The 19,203-nt window shown below is 66.3% G+C and carries 24 protein-coding genes; 6 read left to right on the forward strand and 18 right to left on the reverse strand.

Annotated features, from left to right (window positions below):
- The 3 genes from mtnA to MK313_RS15390 all read left to right on the forward strand — a co-directional run.
- A partial coding sequence (gene mtnA / locus MK313_RS15380) for an S-methyl-5-thioribose-1-phosphate isomerase (protein WP_287782696.1) occupies positions 1-695 on the forward strand: 695 nt, incomplete at its 5' end.
- The gene (locus MK313_RS15385; protein WP_287782698.1) at positions 692-1,345 is read left to right on the forward strand and encodes a class II aldolase/adducin family protein; all 654 of its coding nucleotides are present in this window, start codon (positions 692-694) and stop codon (positions 1,343-1,345) included. The genes mtnA and MK313_RS15385, both read left to right, overlap by 4 nt.
- 17 nt (positions 1,346-1,362) lie before the next feature.
- A complete protein-coding gene (locus MK313_RS15390) occupies positions 1,363-2,685 on the forward strand; it encodes an aspartate aminotransferase family protein (RefSeq protein ID WP_287782700.1) in 1,323 nt (440 codons plus the stop codon).
- Here the strand turns inward: MK313_RS15390 and MK313_RS15395 are convergent.
- Complete coding sequence (locus MK313_RS15395; protein ID WP_287782702.1) at positions 2,674-2,865, reverse strand: YqaE/Pmp3 family membrane protein; 192 nt, start codon at positions 2,863-2,865, stop codon at positions 2,674-2,676. The genes MK313_RS15390 and MK313_RS15395 overlap by 12 nt on opposite strands.
- 245 nt (positions 2,866-3,110) lie before the next feature.
- Positions 3,111-4,070 (reverse strand): glutathione S-transferase family protein, encoded by a 960-nt coding sequence (locus MK313_RS15400; protein ID WP_287782703.1) that lies wholly within the window; start codon positions 4,068-4,070, stop codon positions 3,111-3,113.
- A 106-nt stretch (positions 4,071-4,176) separates the two neighbouring features.
- Here MK313_RS15400 and MK313_RS15405 point away from each other — a divergent pair, with 106 nt between their 5' ends.
- Complete coding sequence (locus MK313_RS15405; protein ID WP_008945051.1) at positions 4,177-4,347, forward strand: DUF6726 family protein; 171 nt, start codon at positions 4,177-4,179, stop codon at positions 4,345-4,347.
- A 9-nt stretch (positions 4,348-4,356) separates the two neighbouring features.
- On the opposite strand, the gene MK313_RS15410 is transcribed toward MK313_RS15405, so the two are convergent.
- The 4 genes from MK313_RS15410 to MK313_RS15425 form a co-directional block, all read right to left on the reverse strand.
- A complete protein-coding gene (locus MK313_RS15410) occupies positions 4,357-5,475 on the reverse strand; it encodes a DUF1513 domain-containing protein (protein WP_287782705.1) in 1,119 nt (372 codons plus the stop codon).
- A gap of 10 nt (positions 5,476-5,485) precedes the next feature.
- Entirely contained in the window at positions 5,486-6,580 is a 1,095-nt protein-coding gene (locus tag MK313_RS15415; protein WP_287782707.1) for an imelysin family protein, read from the reverse strand.
- Positions 6,581-6,590: 10 nt separating this feature from the next.
- On the reverse strand, positions 6,591-8,135 hold the full coding sequence (locus MK313_RS15420; RefSeq protein ID WP_287782709.1) for a di-heme oxidoredictase family protein: 1,545 nt from the start codon (positions 8,133-8,135) through the stop codon (positions 6,591-6,593).
- An 84-nt stretch (positions 8,136-8,219) separates the two neighbouring features.
- On the reverse strand, positions 8,220-9,506 hold the full coding sequence (locus MK313_RS15425) for an imelysin family protein (protein WP_287782711.1): 1,287 nt from the start codon (positions 9,504-9,506) through the stop codon (positions 8,220-8,222).
- 282 nt (positions 9,507-9,788) lie between these two features.
- Here MK313_RS15425 and MK313_RS15430 point away from each other — a divergent pair, with 282 nt between their 5' ends.
- Together MK313_RS15430 and MK313_RS15435 are read left to right on the forward strand one after the other, a co-directional pair.
- On the forward strand, positions 9,789-10,679 hold the full coding sequence (locus MK313_RS15430) for a DMT family transporter (RefSeq protein WP_008945056.1): 891 nt from the start codon (positions 9,789-9,791) through the stop codon (positions 10,677-10,679).
- 76 nt (positions 10,680-10,755) lie between these two features.
- A complete protein-coding gene (locus tag MK313_RS15435) occupies positions 10,756-11,331 on the forward strand; it encodes a PAS domain-containing protein (protein ID WP_287782713.1) in 576 nt (191 codons plus the stop codon).
- 2 nt (positions 11,332-11,333) lie between these two features.
- Here MK313_RS15435 and MK313_RS15440 read toward each other — a convergent pair whose 3' ends face one another.
- The 12 genes from MK313_RS15440 to urtD all read right to left on the reverse strand — a co-directional run.
- Entirely contained in the window at positions 11,334-11,771 is a 438-nt protein-coding gene (locus MK313_RS15440; protein ID WP_287782715.1) for a TIGR01244 family sulfur transferase, read from the reverse strand.
- The gene (locus MK313_RS15445) at positions 11,768-12,163 is read right to left on the reverse strand and encodes a hypothetical protein (RefSeq protein WP_287782717.1); all 396 of its coding nucleotides are present in this window, start codon (positions 12,161-12,163) and stop codon (positions 11,768-11,770) included. Before MK313_RS15445 ends, MK313_RS15440 begins: the two co-directional genes overlap by 4 nt.
- An 88-nt stretch (positions 12,164-12,251) precedes the next feature.
- Positions 12,252-12,830 carry a HupE/UreJ family protein gene (locus MK313_RS15450; protein ID WP_287782719.1) on the reverse strand — a complete coding sequence of 193 codons (579 nt, stop codon included), beginning with the start codon at positions 12,828-12,830 and terminating at the stop codon, positions 12,252-12,254.
- Positions 12,831-12,856: 26 nt separating this feature from the next.
- Positions 12,857-13,495 carry an urease accessory protein UreG gene (ureG, locus tag MK313_RS15455; protein WP_287782721.1) on the reverse strand — a complete coding sequence of 213 codons (639 nt, stop codon included), beginning with the start codon at positions 13,493-13,495 and terminating at the stop codon, positions 12,857-12,859.
- On the reverse strand, positions 13,492-14,223 hold the full coding sequence (locus MK313_RS15460; protein WP_287782723.1) for an urease accessory protein UreF: 732 nt from the start codon (positions 14,221-14,223) through the stop codon (positions 13,492-13,494). Before MK313_RS15460 ends, ureG begins: the two co-directional genes overlap by 4 nt.
- A complete protein-coding gene (locus MK313_RS15465; RefSeq protein WP_287782725.1) occupies positions 14,189-14,698 on the reverse strand; it encodes an urease accessory protein UreE in 510 nt (169 codons plus the stop codon). The genes MK313_RS15460 and MK313_RS15465 overlap by 35 nt, the downstream gene beginning before the upstream one ends.
- A 7-nt stretch (positions 14,699-14,705) precedes the next feature.
- Entirely contained in the window at positions 14,706-16,418 is a 1,713-nt protein-coding gene (gene ureC, locus MK313_RS15470) for an urease subunit alpha (RefSeq protein WP_287782727.1), read from the reverse strand.
- Positions 16,408-16,734 (reverse strand): urease subunit beta, encoded by a 327-nt coding sequence (locus MK313_RS15475; RefSeq protein ID WP_121222064.1) that lies wholly within the window; start codon positions 16,732-16,734, stop codon positions 16,408-16,410. Before MK313_RS15475 ends, ureC begins: the two co-directional genes overlap by 11 nt.
- 11 nt (positions 16,735-16,745) lie before the next feature.
- Complete coding sequence (locus MK313_RS15480; protein WP_008945066.1) at positions 16,746-17,048, reverse strand: urease subunit gamma; 303 nt, start codon at positions 17,046-17,048, stop codon at positions 16,746-16,748.
- A gap of 10 nt (positions 17,049-17,058) precedes the next feature.
- The gene (locus MK313_RS15485; RefSeq protein ID WP_287782730.1) at positions 17,059-17,904 is read right to left on the reverse strand and encodes an urease accessory protein UreD; all 846 of its coding nucleotides are present in this window, start codon (positions 17,902-17,904) and stop codon (positions 17,059-17,061) included.
- Complete coding sequence (urtE, locus tag MK313_RS15490) at positions 17,879-18,574, reverse strand: urea ABC transporter ATP-binding subunit UrtE (protein WP_008945068.1); 696 nt, start codon at positions 18,572-18,574, stop codon at positions 17,879-17,881. The genes MK313_RS15485 and urtE overlap by 26 nt, the downstream gene beginning before the upstream one ends.
- A 2-nt stretch (positions 18,575-18,576) precedes the next feature.
- The coding region (gene urtD, locus MK313_RS15495; protein ID WP_287782732.1) for an urea ABC transporter ATP-binding protein UrtD at positions 18,577-19,203 on the reverse strand (627 nt) is incomplete at its 5' end.

The following is a 19,203-nucleotide window of genomic DNA, read 5'->3' on the forward strand; positions in this document are numbered from 1 at the left end:
AGCACGGTCTGGAGATCATCCGCCGCCTCGTCGCCGGCAAGCGGCCGGGCGAGCCGGTGAATATCCTGACCCACTGCAATGCCGGATGGCTGGCGACGGTGGATTGGGGCACCGCAACCTCGCCGATCTATCAGGCGCATGACGCAGGCATCCCGGTTCATGTCTGGGTGGACGAAACCCGCCCGCGCAACCAGGGGGCCGGGCTGACCGCGTGGGAGCTGGCCAATCACGGCGTGCCGCACAAGGTGATCGTCGATAATGCCGGCGGCCATCTGATGCAGCATGGCCTGGTAGAAATGGTCATCGTCGGCACCGACCGCACCACCGCCACCGGCGATGTCTGCAACAAGATCGGCACCTATCTGAAGGCGCTGGCGGCACGCGACAATGGCGTGCCCTTCTATGTGGCGCTGCCCTCCCCCACCATCGACTGGTCGCTGTCCGACGGGCGCGCCATCCCCATCGAGGAGCGCGACGCCGCCGAGGTCACCCATGTCTGGGGCCGAACGGTGGATGGCGAGGTGCTGCCGGTGCGCGGCACGCCGGAGGAAAGCAGCGTCGCCAATTACGGCTTCGACGTCACGCCGGCGCGCCTTGTCACCGGCCTGATCACCGAGCGCGGCATCGCAGAGGCCAGCCGCGCGGGGCTGCTGGCGCTGTTCCCGGAATATCGTGCGCGGGCGGCCGGCGAATGAGCGATCTGGAACTCAAGCAGGCGCTGATCGCCGCCTGCCGCCGGATGAACGATCTCGGCATCAATCAGGGCACGTCAGGCAATGCCAGTATCCGCCTGCCGGACGGGTCCGGCCTGCTGGTCACCCCCTCCAGCCTGCCCTATGAGGCGATGACGCCCGAGGATATCGTCACGCTGGACTGGGAGGGAAAGCCTACAGGATCGCGCCGCCCGTCCAGCGAATGGCGCTTCCATCTGGACATATTGAAGGCGCGGCCCGATGCCGGGGCGGTGCTGCACACCCATTCCATGTTCGCCACCACCCTGGCCTGCCTGGGGCGCGGCATCCCCGCCTTCCACTACATGGTGGCGGTCGCCGGTGGGGCGGATATCCGCTGTTCGCCCTACGCCACCTTCGGCACGCAGGAGCTTTCGGCCCATGCGGTCAAGGCGCTGGAGGGGCGCAAGGCCTGCCTGCTGGGCAATCACGGCATGATCTGCCTGGAGGAAGATATCGGGAAGGCGCTGGCGCTTGCCGTCGAGGTGGAGACTCTGGCCGCGCAATACTGGCGGGCGCTGCAGATCGGCGAACCGATCCTGCTGCCGGCCGACGAGATGGCGCGGGTGCTGGAACGCTTCAACCGCATGCGCTACGGTCAATCGCCCGACTAGAGATTACGGAGACGATCATGGCGCTCGCGGCCGGCAGCAACATCACCCTCGACGCCGCGCTGCGCGAGGCCGAGGAACGCTTCGTCGCATCCAATCCGGAAAGCAAGCGCCTGCATGCCGAGGCGGCGAAGGCGATGCCCGGCGGCAATACCCGCACCGTGCTGTTCTACGAGCCCTTCCCGCTGACGCTGGCCAGCGGCGAGGGCTGCCATGTGCGCGATGCGGACGGGCATCTCTATACCGACTTCCTGGTGGAATATACGGCCGGCCTGTACGGCCATTCGCATCCGGTGATCCGGGGCGCCATCGAAGCAGCACTGTCGGACGGCATCGTGCTGGGCGGGCCGAACCTGCTGGAGGCCCGCTTCGCCGCCGCTTTGTGCGACCGTTTCCCGGCGGTGGAGCGCATCCGCTTCTGCAATTCCGGCACCGAATCCAACATGTTCGCCCTGTCGGCGGCGCGCGCGGCGACTGGCCGCGACAAGGTGATGGCGTTCCGTGGTGGCTATCATGGCGGCGTGCTGTATTTTGCCGGGGCGAACCCGCTGAACGCGCCCTTCCCGATGGTGATGGCGGACTATAACGATGCCGAGGGCGCGGCTCGGCTGATCGAAGCGGAGGGAGACCGGCTGGCCGCCGTCATCGTGGAGCCGATGCTGGGCTCCGGCGGCTGCATCCCGGCGGAACCGGCGTTCCTGCAGGCGCTGCGCGACGCCACGGCGAAGACCGGCGCGCTGCTGATTTTTGACGAGGTGATGACCTCTCGCCTCGCCCCCGGCGGGCTGCATGGCGAGCTGGGGATCACGCCTGATCTGGTGACGCTGGGCAAGTATCTGGGCGGCGGCCTGACCTTCGGCGCCTTCGGCGGGCGGGCGGAGATCATGGACCGGTTCGATCCGCGCCGGCCCGGTACCTGGCCGCATGCCGGCACCTTCAACAACAATGTGCTGACGATGGCGGCGGGGCTGGCCGGGCTGACGCAGATCTACACGCCGGACACCGCCATCGCGCTGAACCGGCGCGGCGATGCGCTGCGCAACCGACTGAACGGCATTGCCGAGGCGATGGGCCTGCCGATCCGGGCAACCGGGCGCGGCTCCATGATGTGCCTGCATGCCGCCAGCGGCCCGGTGCGCCGCCCCGCCGATGTGGCCGGCATGCCGAAGGCGCTGCGCGACCTGCTGCATCTGGACTTGCTGGAAAAAGGCCAGTACCTCGCCCGGCGCGGCATGATCAATTTGTCGCTGCCGATGGAAGCGCCGGATCTGGACGGGCTGGCCGCCGCCTTCGCGGAAGTGCTGGAAGCCCGCGCCGGCCTGATCGAGGCGTCAGTCGCCTAGCTTCGCCGCCCTGATCTTCTCGTCCGTATTATACTGGGACAGCGCGTAGATCGCCCAGAGAGCGGCCGGAATCCAGCCGATCAGCGTGATCTGCAGGATCAGGCAGACGATGCCGGCGATCGGCCGCCCGATGGTGAAGAACAGCAGGAAGGGCAGGAAGATCGCGATGATGAGGCGCATCGGGCCGGCTCCTTTTTGAGCGGTTGAGGCTTTCGCTGCCAGAATAGCCGCAGCCGCCCCGGCAATCTATCCGAATACCGCCCTATGCTTCGAGACGCCGCCCAAGGCTTTGGGCGGCTCCTCAGCATGAGGTCACCAAGTGGCACCGCCTGTAATCCAACATCCCCCTCGCCCTGAGGAGCCGGCGCCCAGCCTTTTGGGAGCCGGCGTCTCGAAGGGCATCGGGGGGAAGCTTCAAACAGCCCTTACGCCGCCTTCGGCAGCCGGTCGCGCCCGTGCGGCGCGTCATGGTCCAGCACCGGCCCCAGCGGCACGATCCCGCTGCCGTTGATCTTGCGGTGGCTTTCATAATAGTGCCGCTTGATGTGCGTGAAATTCACCGTCTCGGCTACGCCCGGCACCTGATACAGCTCGCGCGTGTAGCCCCACAGGTTGGGGTAGCTGGCCAGCGAACGCAGATTGCATTTGAAGTGGCCGACATAGACCGGATCGAAGCGGATCAGCGTGGTGAACAGCCGCCAGTCCGCCTCGGTGATCCGGTTGCCGGCGATATAGCGCTGGCGCGCCAGCCGGTCCTCCAGCATGTCGAGCGCGCCGAACAGGCTGGTGACGGCCTTCTCGTACTTGTCCTGCTCGGTGGCGAAGCCGGCCTTGTACACGCCGTTATTCACCCGGTCATAGACCATCTCGTTGATGGCATCGATCTCGGCGCGCAGCGGCTCCGGGTAGAAATCCAGGCCGGGATTTTCCGCCACATCATCGAACTCGCTGTTCAGCATGCGGATGATCTCGGCGGATTCATTGTTCACGATGGTCTGCTTCTGCTTGTCCCACAGCACCGGCACGGTGACGCGGCCGGTATAGTCGGGCTTCGCCTTCAGATAGACCTCGTAGAGCCGTCTCGCCCCGGTCAGTTCGTCAGGCTCGGAAAACTCCCAGCCTTCCTCCAGCATCAGCGGATCGACGATGGAGAGGGTGATGGCATTCTCCAGCCCCTTCAGGGCACGGAAGATCAGCGTGCGGTGCGCCCAGGGGCAGGCCAGCGAGACGAACAGGTGATAGCGCCCGGCCTCGGCAGGAAAGCCGGAGGAGCCATCGGCCGTCACCCCGTCGCGGAAGGAAGATTCCTCGCGCTTGAAAGCGCCGCCGGTCGATTTCGTATCGTACCAGACATCCTTCCACTCACCGTCCACCAGCATGCCCATCGGCCATTCTCCCTGTCGATCATGATGGTGCTGATGTTTGGCGGTACGTCGCGATTGCAAGGGATGGTAGGGTGAAAGTCATACCATTGCCTTGATCCGGGACGTCATGCGCCTTCTGGTCCTTTTCGCCATCCTGCTCAGCCTGTCCGGCTGCGGCGTGGCCGCCGCCCCCTGCCGGGGCGTTTCGCTGGTGCTGAAAATGATCCCCTATGTCGGGCACACGGCGGCACAGCCGACCGACGCCTGCGCCGCAGCCATCGACCCCGAGCTGATCTAGGGACCTTCGCTAGCCCGTAAAGATGTGATTGTCCCAGCGCGCGTCAGCAAAACCGCTATTCAGCGCGCGGGTCCGCCCGGCAATGGGGTCGTACTCGACCAGCGCGCCCAGCCCGTTGCTGACGATGAAGCGGCCCGGCACCGGCGCGGCAGCAAGACCGCACCCGTCCGCCAGATCGAGCGGCTGCAGGGGCCGGCGCGTCGCCGCTTCCCAGAACAGCGCCCGTCCGCCGCGCGGCGAGGTAACGCCAAGGATGGTGCCCCCGGCATCGACGGCGGCACTGCCGCAATAGTTGCGCAGCCGCGACCAGGCGGCGTCCGGCATCTCCAGCAGCTCGATCTCCCGGCCCGGTCGCGCCAGCCCGACCAGCGGCACCAGATCGCTCGAGGGGCCTTCATACTGCATGGCGATCACCGTCTCGCCCGCCACCGTCACCGCCATATGACGCAGGCTGAGCTGGAAGAACTCGCCCGGCAGGCGGCGCTGCTCAATCAGGCTGCCGTCGCGGATATCGATGAAGGCAACGGAAGAATCCATCGTATCGAGGTTCAGCTTCATGCGCTGCACCTCGGGATGGGTCAGGATACCGCCATTGGCGACGATCAGCGTGCGCCCGTCCGGCAGCAGGCGCAGATCATGCGGGTCCATGCCGCCGGTCTGCCATTCGCCGATGCGGCGGTAAGAGTCCGTGGCATCATACAGGCCGATCAGCCCGCGCTTGCCCTCATAGTCGATCTCCGTCGCCAGCAGCAGCCGGCCGCCCTTCACGAACAGCCCGTGCCCGGCGAAGGCCCGGTCCTCCATCGCAGGGATGGTGTGCGCGGCCGTGCCGCGGGCGGCATCGACCACCAGCGCGAACCGGCCGGGCCGCCGCCCGAAGAACACGCCGTAACGCCCGTCCGGACTAACCGCCGACCCGTGACCGCGCGCCGGCATCGGCAGGTCGAACAGCCTCGCCCCGGTCGCATCGAAACCGCTGGCGTAGAAGCGCCCCTTCCGGTCGGCGCGGGCGCTGAGGAACAGCGACTCCCTGCCGCGTGCCAGCGCCTCGACGCCCGGCAAAGCCCCGGCGGCGGCGAGGCCAGCCAGCGCGGAGCCTGTCAGGAAGAACCGTCGGGAGATCGGCATGATTTCTTCCTCAGTCTCCGTCGAGCGCGTTGAAGCCGAGCGGGATATCCAGCGCCCCGGTCAGCCGTGTCGCCAGCAGCTGCTTCAGCGCCGCTGTCTCCTTGGCCAGCTGCAGCAGCTTCACACGCTCCGCCTTGTCCTTCACCGCCTCCTTCAGCGGCAGGGACACCGAATCGGCGGTGGCGATGGTCTGCTTGAAGGCACGCCGGAACAGGTCGTCCAGCTTCTTGTCGCCGGCCACGTCGCGCACGAAATGGCCGAAGCCCTGGCCGCCGCCCTCGCCGAGATAAAGCGCTTCGGCGGCGCGCAGATTCACACGGATATTCTCCATCGAGCGGCCGCTGCGCCAGGATTCGCTAAGCTGCGGCTTCGCCTCCTTGGCGCTGCCGCCCAGCGGACGCGCCAGCTTGTGGTCGGCCACCAGCTCAACCGCCGTATGCAGGCTCTTGAACAGGTCCAGCGTGGCCTCGCTGGCGCTCTGGTAATGGGTGCCGGCCTCACCCGCCCTGGCCACGGTCTGCGCGTAATCCCCGCGCCAGGCACGCAGCACATCGGTCGCCATGCCGGCCATGTTGCCGGATATCGCGGTCACCGTCTCGCAAGCGAAGCCGGCGGGCGGCGCATCGTCATACAACAGCCGTTCCAGCGCCGGCAGCCCCTGTACGGCAACGCTGCCGGTCTCGAAGGCGTGCTGGCTGATGCGCTCCCGGTCGCCGGACTTCAGCATCTCGCCAAGCTGCCGTCCCACCGTGTTGCGGGTGTCCGGCCACATGGCGAAGCGCTGCAGCCGCATGAACAGATCGACCGGGCCGAAGCGGATATGCTGCACGCCCTGCCAGGCATCGGACGCTTCGCCATAGGCCGTCCGCAGCGCCGCGAAGCCGGCATCGGACGGCGCGCCGCAATAGGCCCGCGCGGCCTTGTCGAGCCCGGCCATCGCCGTCTCCAGCGCCGCATAGCGCGGGATCACATGATGCTCGACCAGATCGGCATTGAGCTGCCGGTAGGCGCCGGCATCGATGGCCTGGGCAGGCCGGGCAGCCGGCAGGGCGGCCATCGCCGCCAGCGCCAGCATGGCCAGGACGGGCAATATCCGCAGTCGCATGATCTTTCTCCTAGAGCGAATTCAGGAAGGCCAGCAGCGCCTCGCGGTCGGCCTTGCTCATCTCCACCACCTTCTGCTTCGCCGCCTCGGCCTCGCCGCCATGCCACAGGATCGCCTCCAGCAGGTTGCGGGCGCGGGCATCGTGCAGGAAGTAGGTGTGGCCGCTGACAGTCTCCGTCAGGCCAATACCCCAGAGCGGCGGGGTGCGCCATTCGCGGCCATCCGCCTTGGCTTCCGGCCGGTTGTCGGCCAGCCCCTCGCCCATATCGTGAAGCAGCAGGTCGGTATAGGGCCAGATCAGCTGGAAGGACTGTTCCTCGCCGTCGAAATCGCGGGCCGTGACGAATTTCGGGCGATGGCAGGCGGTGCAGCCGCTCTCATAGAACATCTGCTTGCCGCGCAGCACCTTCGGGTCGTCCACATCGCGCCGGGCCGGCACGCCGAGATTGCGGGCATAGAAGGTGACGAGGTCCATCATCTGCTTCGTGACCTCGGTGCCTTCCAGCGTATCGTCGCCGGTCGGCGCCTCGCGGCAGGCCTTCTGCGCCGGTGTGCAATCGCCCCAGGAGGCCGGCACCATCGGTGTCGAGATACCGATATCGCCAGCAAAAGCGTGCGCCGATTGCTGGCGTACCGTCGGCTCGCCCGCCTTCCAGCCGAAACGACCGATCGACAGACCGCCCTTTACGCTGTCCCACACGAGGTTGGGCCGGCCGGAAATGCCGTCGCCATCCTTATCGTCGGGGTCGGCCCAGGCGAGGATATCCTCCTCCGGGATGGCTTCCAGCAGGCCAAGGCCAATCATCGGCGAGGCCACGCGCGGCGACAGCATGATCTCCGGATGCATCGGCCCGTATTTCAGATTGGCAACGCTGTAGGTAGGTTTGCGCAGAGTGACGACCTCGCCATCGGCCAGCGTGACCGGCACATCCTCATACTCGACGACCATCTCGCCTTCCGGCTGATGGCCCTGGATCGCGAAATTCTGCAGCTGGGTGCCGTAGGTCGGATCGCCGATCAGCGCCGCCTCGCCCTTCGCCAGCAGGGAGCGCTGCGCCTCGTCCTGTGGCGGGATCGACAGGCGCAGAAACATCGATACTGCCTGCTCGCCCGCGGCCGGCGGGCCGCCGCGCCCGTCCTTCAGATGGCAGCCCTGGCAGGAGCGCGAATTGAACAGCGGCCCCAGACCGTCTGAAGATTCTGTGGAGCTGGGAGCCGACACCCAGATCTTGCGGAAGATGCCATCGCCGACCTTGAAATCCAGCTGCTTCTCGAATGCCATGTTGCCGGACGGGTGCGAGAAGATGCTGGTGTTCAGCGGCTTGTAGACCGTTGCCGCCCCACCCTGGTTCTGCTCGAACTTCTCCGCCTCGGAGAAATCCTCCGTAGGCTTGGTGACGGCGGCGATGCGCGCCTTTTCCGCCTTGCTGCCCGGCGCGGCCGCGCCGGCTGTGTTCACCGCCAGCCCGAGAAACGAAACGACTGTCCCGGCAATCAACCCCAGCGAAACGGCACCCTGCCAACCCGCCAGAAAACCCGATCGATACATGCTCATCACAAAAAGTTGCGGAAACGAAAGGCGGAGCACCCCGCAGCGATACCGCAAGATGCTCCGCCGGCCTTTGGCCGTCTTGTCGGCTTACTGGAAGACGGCCGCCGGATTGTCGAGGCTATCGGACCCCTCGAAGGAGATCGGCTGCAGCTCCAGCAGCGCCACCGCGCGCTCGAAGGAACGGGTCTGCACGGTCAGCGCATCGATGACCGCCTGCAGCGTCGCGGCGCCTTCCTCATTGCCCGCCGCCAGCATCTGGTCATAGGCCTCGACCGTCTCGGCGCGCTGCTTCATCGCCTTCGCCGCCTTCAGCGTGGCATCCAGTGCCTGCCTGGTTTCGGTCGCCAGCGCCGGGTCGGAAGCACGCACCAAATCGTGCAGGCTGCGGCCGTTCACCATGCTCTTGCCGTCGATGCGGCTATAGCTGCCGAAATAGACCGCACGCATGCCGACGATGTCGTAATAATGCGAATTGTGGGTGTTGTCGGAGAAGCAGTCATGCTCCTCCTCCGGGTCGTTCAGCAGCAGGCCCAGCTTCATGCGCTCGCCCGCCAGCTCGCCATAGGACAGGCTGCCCAGTCCGGTCAGAATGATCGACAGCCCGCCTTCCGGGCCGGCCTCCATCACCGCCTTGCGTGCCTCGCCATCGGCCCCCCAATTGGCGACCATCTCTTCCAGATCGTCCAGCAGCAGATCGGTCGCCACAGTGAGGTACTGCGCGCGCCGGTCGCAATTGCCGTTGGTGCAGGCTTCACCCCTGGCATAATCGGTCCAGGGGCGGTTACCGGCACCCGGACCGGTACCGTTCAGATCCTGGCCCCAGAGCAGGAATTCGATGGCGTGGTAGCCGGTGGCGACATTCGCCTCGACCCCGCCAATCTCCTGCAGCTTTTCGGCCAGCAGCTCCTTGGTGATGGTGGAGGCGTCGATCTCCTCCCCGCCATGGGTGATCTTCGGATTGCCGATCACGTTGGCGGTGTAGAGCGGGTTCTCATCGGAATCGGTGCCGTAGGAGGAATCGACATAATCGATCAGCCCCTCATCCAGCGGCCAGGCATTCACCTTGCCTTCCCAGTCATCGACAATGGCATTGCCGAAGCGATAGACCTCGGTCTGCTGGTAGGGCACGCGCGCGGCCAGCCAGGCGCGCTTGGCCGCCTGCAGCGTCGCGGCGCTGGGCGTATCGGTCAGCGCTTGGACAGCAGCCTTCAGCTCCTTCGCCCGGACGAGGGAATCCGCATACATCGCCTCGGCAATGTCAGCATAATTCGTCAGCACGGCACGCACCGCGCCCTCGCTGGAAGCCGCCGATACCGGCGCTGCCGCAAAGGCCAGCAGCCCGGCCGCCGCGATGCCCAGAAAACTCCGTCTCATGCGTAAATCCCTTCCTGTATTTCGCTGGGCGTACGCCCGGTTCCCCGCCCAGACAAGCGATCAGCTTCCCTGGCGGGTAACGCCCCAATGTTCATCGAGAAGATGATAATGAGAGTGATTTATAATCTCAACAAATACCGGGTCATACCCGTAAGGACACATGGCCGCACCGCGTGCCTGCCATGCAAATCAGCGCTGCGGCATGGACAAGCACCGGCTTAGCCCCTAAGCAGGATTGGCTGGCCTGTCGCCAGCGCCCCGAGCCGCAACCGCCGGAGACGGATGGACGCGATCAAGAGCCAGTGGGCGGGTTTGCCGCCGAACGTGCGCGGCATCCTCTGGGTCGTGCTGTCCGGCCTGTTGTTCGCCAGCTTCATGGCCATCGTGCGCTATGTCGGCACGACCATGAATCCGATCCAGATGTCGTTCATCCGCTATGCCTTCGGCATGATGTTCATGCTGCCCTTCTTCATGCGCATGCAGCTGTCGGACTTCCGCGCCGCGAATATCAAGCTGCATGCGACGCGCGGCATCCTGCACGGACTGGCGGTGATGATGTGGTTCTATGCGATGAGCCGCATCCCCATCGCCGAGGTGACCGCGCTGGGCTTCACCTCGCCGATCTTCGCCACCATCGCCGCCGTGCTGCTGCTGGGCGAGCGCATCCGGATGCGCCGCATGATCGCAGTGGCGGGTGGGCTGCTTGGCGCCCTGATCATCCTTCGGCCCGGGGCGGCGATCATCGACCCCGGCGCCATCGCCATGCTGGTGGCAGCGCCGATCTTCGCCTTCTCCGACGTCATGGCGAAGCTGCTGACGCGCAAGGAGAGCGGACCCGCTGTTGTCGGCTACCTGTCGATCTTCGTGACGCTGGTGACGATGGTGCCGGCGATCTATGTCTGGCGCTGGCCGACACCGGAGGAATGGGCGCTGATGGCGCTGACCGCCTTCATCGCCACGTTGGGCCATCTCGCCATGGTGCAGGGTTTCAAGCTGGCCGATGTGTCGGTGACACAGCCGGCCAAGTTCCTGCAGCTGATCTGGGCGACGCTGATCGGCTTCCTGCTGTTCAGCGAATTTCCGACAATCTGGACCTGGATCGGCGCCGCCATCGTGGTTGCCGCCGTCAGCTATATCGCCCACCGCGAGGCCGTTGCCCGGCGGCACGAATAGACAAATATAATTTTCGCTACTTTGAATCGAATTTCCGTGCGCCCATATCTCTCAGACGCACTGATAAAGGCAGCCGATGACGGTCTTCGACACGAGCCGTACTGAGACTACCTACAGCCTCGGGAATGTCGCCTCGACGGATATCCCCGACGAGCGGCTGCGCGATCTCGCGGCCTACTGGCATGAACAGCGCGGCAGCAACCTCCTGCCCGGCCGGGATGATGTCGATCCGCTGGATTTGCCGCACAAGCTGCTGCCGAGCATGATCCTGCTGGATATCGTCGGCTCGGAACGCTACCGCCGGTTCAAATTCCGCCTGGTGGGCACCGCCATCTACACCCATGTCGGGCGCGAGCTGACCGGCCTGCACATCGACGAGGCGCTGCCGGAACCCTACCTGTCCTACGTCAGCTTCACCCATGCGACAGCGGCCGACCGGCGCTGCCCGGTCTATTCCGAGACGCTGTATCACGACCAGGGAAACTTCGTGAACGGCATCACCTACCGGCTGGTGCTGCCGCTGGCCAGCGATCACGAGACAGCCGACCGCATCATGGTCTGCCAGTTCTGGGTCCGGCGCGGCGACAAGAGCCGCTGGGAAGGCGACTGGCGCACCGTGCAGCCGCTCACCCAGCTGGTGGACTTCCCGTAGGGTCAGGCGGACCGCAGCTTTTCCACCAGCACCGGCAGCGACTTGATGTCGAAGCCCTTGGCCGCAGCCTCGGCGACCACCGCGTCGGCATCGGCGCCATGCTTCAGCACCTGCGTCGCGCCATAGAGCAGATAGACACGCGTGCCGGTGCGGCAATGCGCCAGCACAGGCTTGCCGGCCCTTTCCAGCAGCGCGTCGAACGCCTCGACATCCTGCTTGCCGATGGTCGAGCTGGTGACCGGCAGGAAGTGATATTCAACCCCCAGCGCCTCGGCCTGCGCCTTGGCGTCGGCCATCGCCATCTGCCCCGGCTCCTCATTGTCCGGCCGGTTGTTAATGATGGCGCGGTAGCCCATCGCCGCAATTTCCTTCAGCGAGGCCGAATCGACCTGCGCACCGGTATCGATGCCCGGCGCCATTTCGGTCGTCTTGAAGCTCATGCCCGTTCCTCCCCTTCTGTGGATTTTATGGTCGGCTCTCCCGGCGTGCGCAGCGCGGCGATCAGCCCCATGACGAAGCCGATGCCGGCCGTCTCGGCATTATACAGCACAAGTCCCGCACCGCCGGCGGCCAGCGCCGTATAGGCCGCCCAGTTCTGCCGGCGCCACAAGGCATAGATACCGGCCAGCACCGCCAGGATGCCGAAGCCGCTATACTGGAAGAACAGGATCAGCCCGGTGCGCGGATGGCACCACCAGGGCCCGTTCCCCGGATCGCAGAGATGGCCGATCCAGTGCTGCTGCACCACCAGATAGCGATAGGCAAGACCGAAACCGATGCCGGCCACCGCCCAGAACAGCGCGCGGCGGCGCGATGGTGTTATCTGCAACACGTTGCCGGTTTCCTTCGAGGGGATCGCAAAACGTCCCGCAGGAAACCGGCCCAAGCCGTCCCGGTCAAGGGCTATCCTTTAGGCGCTATCAGAGAACAGCCAGCATCAGGCCGGCAGCACAGCACGCCCCGCCGGCAGCGCGCGCCAGCACCGGGCGCCCGTTGCGCATACCGGCAAGGGCGATACCGATGCCGGCCAGGTGCAGCAGCGCAGTCGCCACAGCGAAGCCCGCGAAATAGGCCGCCCCGCCGCCATCAGCCGGCATCTCCAGCCCGTGCGCCATGCCGTGCGACACCGCGAAGGCGGCGACGATGACCGCCCCCGCCCAGCGCGGCAGCACCACGCCGAACAGGGTCAGCGCGCCCAGCACGATGACGGAGCCCAGGATCATCGCCTCCATCCCTGGCATCTCGACGCCGGCAAGGCCGAGCAGCCCGCCCAGCAGCATCGCGCCGACAAAGGCCGCCGGCCACATCCAGACCGATTTGCCGGATTGCTGGCCCGACCACAGGCCGACCGCCAGCATCGCCAGCAGATGGTCCGGGCCGGTCAGCGGATGCAGGAAACCATGTTCCAGCCCGTGCACGGCGCCGACTCCGGTATGGGCCAGCGCCGGCGTCGCAGCGACGGACAGCAAGAGGGCGAGGAAGGGGGTGGTCCTGTTCATATTCATTGCTCCCTTAGGCGGCTTGCTTAGGCGACGGGCTGGCCGGCGGGCACAAGGCCGCCCGCCTTCTCGATAAAGGATGTTACGACCGGCACCCCCTCGCCGCTTTTCATGTTGGTGAAGACATAGGGCCGGTCGCCGCGCATGCGCTTCGTGTCGGCATCCATGACCGCGAGATCGGCGCCGACCAGCGGCGCCAGATCGATCTTGTTGATGACCAGCAGATCGGAGCGGGTAATGCCCGGCCCGCCCTTGCGCGGGATCTTCTCGCCGCCGGCCACGTCGATGACGTAGATGGTGATGTCCGCCAGCTCCGGGCTGAAGGTGGCAGCCAGATTGTCACCTCCCGATTCGATCAGGATGATTTCCAGGCCGGGGAACTTCGCGTTCATGTCGGCCACGGCGGCAAGGTTGATCGAGGCATCCTCGCGGATGGCCGTATGCGGGCAGCCGCCGGTCTCCACCCCCAGGATGCGCTCGGTCTCAAGCGCGCCGACCCGGTTCAGGATCAGCGCATCCTCCTTGGTGTAGATATCGTTGGTGATGGCGCAGATGTCATAGACGCTGCGGAAGCGCTTGCACAAAGCCTCCATCAGCGCGGTCTTGCCGGAGCCGACCGGGCCGCCGATGCCGACGCGGAGCGGTCCATTGGGGGATCGGGTCATGAGCGGAACAGCCTCGTATATTGCGTTTCGTGTTTCATGGAACCGATATCGGCGCGGAACATCGCCCCGCCGAGATCGTCGAGATCGCTGGCCAGCGCCTGCCGGGCCGTCCCGGCCACAGCCGCTTCCAGCGCCACCAGCGCGCGCTGGCCATCGGTCTGGCCGAGCGGCACCAGCCGCACCCCGGCGGAGACCAGATTGGCGACGAAACCATGCAGATAGGCTGCCAGAATGGCGTCCAGCGGGATGCCATGGCCGGCTGCCGCCGTGCCGACCGCGACCGGATAGGCGATGTCCGTGCCGGCCCGCCGCTGCAATTCGCCGACCGCCGCACAGGGCCAGGCGGCGGCGATGGCGACTGCAAAGCTGCGCCCCTGCATCGCGGTTTCCAGATGGCGTTCGCGCGATGGCAACAGGGCCAGCGCCAGCCCGTTGACCGCGTCCAGCCGGTCCCATGCGCTTGCTACCGACGCACGCCAGGCCTCGGCCAGCAGGATCGCATCATTGCGCCCGCTGCCCCATTCCAGCAGGTCACGCAGCCAACCGGTCAGACTGTCGAGGTCGCCGATATCGCCTACCTCCACCGCCCATTCCAGCCCGTGGCTGTAGGAAAAGGCGCCAACCGGGAAGGACGGTGTCAGCCAGGTCATCAGCCGGTAGAGCGTGGCCTCGCCAGAGCTGCCAGTGGTGCCGTCAGTGGTGGTGATGGTGGCCATGACCATGTCCATGCGAATGACCGTGGGAATGCCCGCCGCCGGTCGGCACATCGGCATAGGCGCCGCCTTCCGGGTCGAAGGGTCGGGCGACCGCCGTGACCTCCGCTCCCAGCCGTCGGGCCATGTCGGCCAGCACATGGTCGGCGCGGATCAGGATCGCCTCGCCTTCCAGCATCGCCGGGATATGCCGGTTGCCGATATGCCAGGCCAGCCGCAACAACGCATGCGCGTCGGCACAGCGCAGTTCCAGCAACTCTTCCGGCGCCGCCAGCACCTCGATAACGCCGTCCTGCAGCGCCAGCCCATCACCCTGGCGTAGATGGCGCGGCTCCGGCAAATCGAGCAGGAAATCCATGCCCTCGTCACTGGTCAGCGCGATGCGCCTCCGGCTGCGCCGGTCGAAATCCAGCGTCACCCCGCCCAGCCTTTTCTCCGGGTTCCATTCGCCGGCCGGCAGGACGAGGGTGGCGCGCTTGATCTGGTTCATCAGGTCCTCAGAACAGGAAATAGCGCTGCGCCATCGGCAGCACGGTTGCGGGCTCGCAGGTGACGATCTCGCCATCCACGCGCACCTCGTAGGTTTCCGGATCGACGGAGATTTCCGGCAGGTAGTCGTTATGCACCATCGATGCCTTGGAGATGCCGCCGCGTGTGTTCTCCACCGGCAGCAGGGTCTTGGCGAGGCCGTATTTCTCCGCGATGCCCTCCTCCAGCGACGCCTTCGAGACGAAGGTGACCGCGCTCTCGGTCAGCGACTTTCCATAGGAGGCGAACATCGGCCGGTAATGCACCGGCTGCGGCGTCGGGATGGAAGCGTTGGGATCGCCCATCGGGGCGGCGGCGATGCTGCCCATCTTCAGCACCAGGTCCGGCTTCACGCCGAAGAAGGCCGGGTTCCAGAGCGTCAGGTCGGCCAGCTTGCCGGTCTCTATGGAGCCGATATGCGCGCTCATCCCATGCGCGATGGCGGCGTTGATGGTGATCTTGGCGATGTAGCGCTTCACCCGGAAATTGTCGTTCTCGCCGCTTTCCTGCGGCAGGCGGCCGCGCTGCACCCGCATCTTGTGGGCGGTCTGGAAGGTGCGGATGATCACCTCGCCAACGCGGCCCATCGCCTGGCTGTCGGAGGCGATGATGGAGAGCGCGCCCATATCGTGCAGGATATCCTCCGCCGCGATGGTTTCGCGCCGGATGCGGCTCTCCGCGAAGGCCACATCCTCCGGGATCGAGGAATCCAGGTGATGGCAGACCATGAGCATATCGAGATGCTCGTCCAGCGTGTTCAGCGTGTAGGGCCGCGTCGGATTGGTCGAGGACGGGATGACATGCGGCAAGCCGCAGACCGTCAGGATGTCCGGCGCATGGCCGCCGCCCGCCCCCTCGGTATGGAAGGCGTGGATGGTGCGGCCCTTGAAGGCGGCGACGGTATCCTCGACGAAGCCGGATTCATTCAGCGTGTCGGTATGGATCATCACCTGCACATCGAGATCGTCCGCAACACCGAGGCAGCAATCGATCGCCGCCGGGGTGGTGCCCCAATCCTCATGCAGCTTCAGCGCCATCGCGCCGGCCTTCACCTGCTCCACCAGCGCCGCGGGCAATGCCGCATTGCCCTTGCCGGCGAAGGCGAGGTTCATCGGGAAGGCCTCGGCGGCCTGCAGCATGCGCGCCATATGCCAGGCGCCCGGCGTGCAGGTCGTCGCGTTGGTGCCGGTCGAAGGGCCGGTGCCGCCGCCGATCATGGTGGTGACGCCGCTCATCAGCGCCTCCTCGATCTGCTGCGGGCAGATGAAATGGATATGGCTGTCGATGAAGCCGGCGGTCAGGATCTTGCCCTCACCGGCGATCACGTCGGTGGTAGGGCCGACGATGATGGTCACGCCGGGCTGGATGTCCGGATTGCCGGCCTTGCCGATGCCGGCGATACGCCCGTCACGGATGCCGACATCGGCCTTCACGATGCCCCAGTGATCGATGATGAGGGCGTTGGTGATGACGGTATCGACGGCACCGCCTGCCCGCGTAACCTGCGACTGGCCCATGCCGTCGCGGATCACCTTGCCGCCACCGAACTTGACCTCCTCGCCATAGATCGTGTGGTCCTTCTCCACCTCGACAATCAGGTCGGTATCGGCCAGCCGCACCTTGTCGCCCACGGTGGGGCCGAACATGTCGGCATAGGCGCCGCGCGAAATCCTAGCCGGCATTGTCGCCTCCCTTAAGGGTGCCCATGACCTTCTGGTTGAAGCCGTAGATCGTGCGCGCGCCATCCACCGGCACCAGCGCCACCTCGCGGCTCTGCCCCGGCTCGAAGCGCACCGCCGTGCCTGCCGCGATATCCAGCCTCTTGCCATAGGCCGCCTGCCGGTCGAAGGACAGCGCCGCGTTGGTCTCGTAGAAATGATAATGGCTGCCGACCTGCACCGGGCGGTCGCCTGTATTGGCGACGGTCAGGATGGTGACGGGCCGGCCTTTATTCAGCTCGATCTCGCCATCGACGGGGAAGATTTCACCAGGGATCATGACGCCCTCCCTCAGCGGATCGGTTCATGGACGGTCACCAGCTTGGTGCCGTCGGGGAATGTCGCTTCCACCTGCACGTCGTGGATCATCTCGGCGACGCCTTCCATGACCTGCGCGCGGGTGATGACATGGGCGCCGGCCTCCATCAGTTCGGCGACGGAGCGCCCGTCGCGCGCGCCCTCCACCACGAAATCCGTGATCAGGGCGATGGCCTCGGGATGGTTCAGCTTCACCCCGCGTTCCAGCCGGCGCCTGGCCACCACCGCCGCCATGGCGATCAGCAGCTTGTCCTTTTCCCGTGGCGTCAGATTCATCGCTCCCCCCTCAGCACATCCAGGCGCGCGGCATCGGCTGCCCGCGCAAAATTTGCAGCAGATCGATCAGCGCGGCGCGCAGCACGATGCCGGTGCGCGCCACCAGGCGCGCATGCAAAAGCCCGTTCCAGGCGCTGGCCCCGCCCTCGACCGCCGGATGATGCTCCAGCACAGCGCGGACCGCACCCAGACGCTCCTCGGCATCGCCGGTGACATGGAGCAGCGCGGCGACCGCCCGCCCACCGCCGGCAATGGCCGGCCGGTCCAGCAGGGTGGCGATGTCGCCGTCCAGCCGTGTCGTATCCGCGAACACAAGCCGCCCGGCCCGGCGCACGCGCCAGCGATCGGCGAACTGCCCGTCCGTCACCTCCTCGCCGCGCGCGGTGCGGCCGAAGATGGTGGATTCGACGATCAGCAGCGCGCCATCGGCGGCGACATCGGCCTCCAGCCGGCGGCCGAAGCGCCCGCCCTGGAACAGGATGGTCTCCTGCGGCAGCCAGTCGAGCCGCCCGCCCGCGCCGACCTCCAGCCGGGTTTCCATCAGCGCCTCGCCCTGTGGCGACCGGTAGATCTTCTCTGCCGCCTGGCTGGTGGCGACAAGATGCGCGCCCGCGCCCGCCGCGACGCCGACATGCAATCGGTCGCCGCCGGTCATGCCGCCGCCGGTATTGATGAGGATGGCCTCCAGCGCCGTTCCGGGGGTCTTCGGCAGGCGGGCCTTGGCGGAGCCTTCCTGGTAGAGCCGGTCCAGCCTTGTGTGCCCGGCCACCAGCTTCGCCGAAATCTCCATCCGTCCACGCAGCCGCTGCAGCGGCGGCAGTCCCCCCGGATCAGACCGTGAGATAACGTCGAACATCACTCTCCACCAGCTCGGCCTTGGTGCCCGAGAGCACGATCTCGCCCCGGTCCATGACGGCGAAATCGTCGGCCAGGTCACGGGCAAAGTCGAAATACTGCTCCACCAGCAGGATCGCCATGTCGCCCCGGTCGCGCAAGAACAGGATGGCCCGGCCGATATCCTTGATGATGGAAGGCTGGATGCCCTCGGTCGGCTCGTCCAGCACCAGCAGCGAGGGCCGCATCACCAGCGCCCGGCCGATGGCAAGCTGCTGCTGCTGGCCGCCCGACAGATCGCCGCCGCGCCGGCCCAGCATGGTCTGCAGCACCGGGAACAGCTCGAAGATATAATCGGGGATGGTGCGCTCCCCGCGCGGCAGCGGGGCAAAGCCGGTTTCCAGATTCTCCTTCACCGTCAGCAGCGGAAAGATTTCACGGCCCTGCGGCACATAGGCGATGCCGCGCCGCGCCCGGTCGAACGGGCGCAGGCCGGTGACCGGCTTGTCGTTCCAGCCGATCTCGCCCCGGCTGACCGGGTGATGGCCGACAATGGCGCGCAGCAGGCTGGTCTTGCCGACACCGTTGCGCCCCATCAGGCAGGTGATGCGGCCGATTTCGGCCTTCAGCGAGACCTTGCGCAGCGCCTGCGCCGCCCCGTAATGCAGATCGACATCCCGGACATCCAGCATGATCAGCGCCCCAGATAGACTTCGACGACACGCGGATCGGCGCTGACATGGTCGAGCGTTCCCTCGGCCAGCACCGAGCCCTCATGCAGCACCGTGACCTTCACGCCCAGATCGCGCACGAAGGTCATGTCATGTTCGACAACGACGACCGAATGGGTCTGCGCGATCTCCCGCAGCAGGTCGGCGGTTTCCGCCGTCTCGGCGTCGGTCATGCCGGCCACCGGCTCGTCCACCAGCAGCAGCTTCGGGTTCTGCGCCAGCAGCATGCCGATCTCCAGCCATTGCTTCTGGCCGTGCGACAGGGCGCCGGCCAGCTCATGCCGCCGGTCCTTCAGGCGGACGATGCCGAGGATTTCCTCGATGCGGTCGCGCTCCTCCCCTTCCGTGTGGAACAGGGTCGCCCAGGGGTCGCGCCGGCCCTCGATGGCGAGATCGAGATTGTCCCAGACGCTGTGGCTCTCGAACACGGTCGGCTTCTGGAACTTGCGGCCGATGCCCAGCTTGGCGATGGCCGCCTCGTCCTGCCGTGTCAGGTCCACCTTGCCGTCGAACACGACATCGCCCTCGTCGGGCCGGGTCTTGCCGGTCACCCCATCCATCATCGTCGTCTTGCCGGCACCGTTCGGGCC

The sequence above is a fragment of the Oceanibaculum sp. genome (assembly GCF_022449305.1).
Classification (GTDB): Bacteria; Pseudomonadota; Alphaproteobacteria; order Oceanibaculales; family Oceanibaculaceae; genus Oceanibaculum; species Oceanibaculum indicum.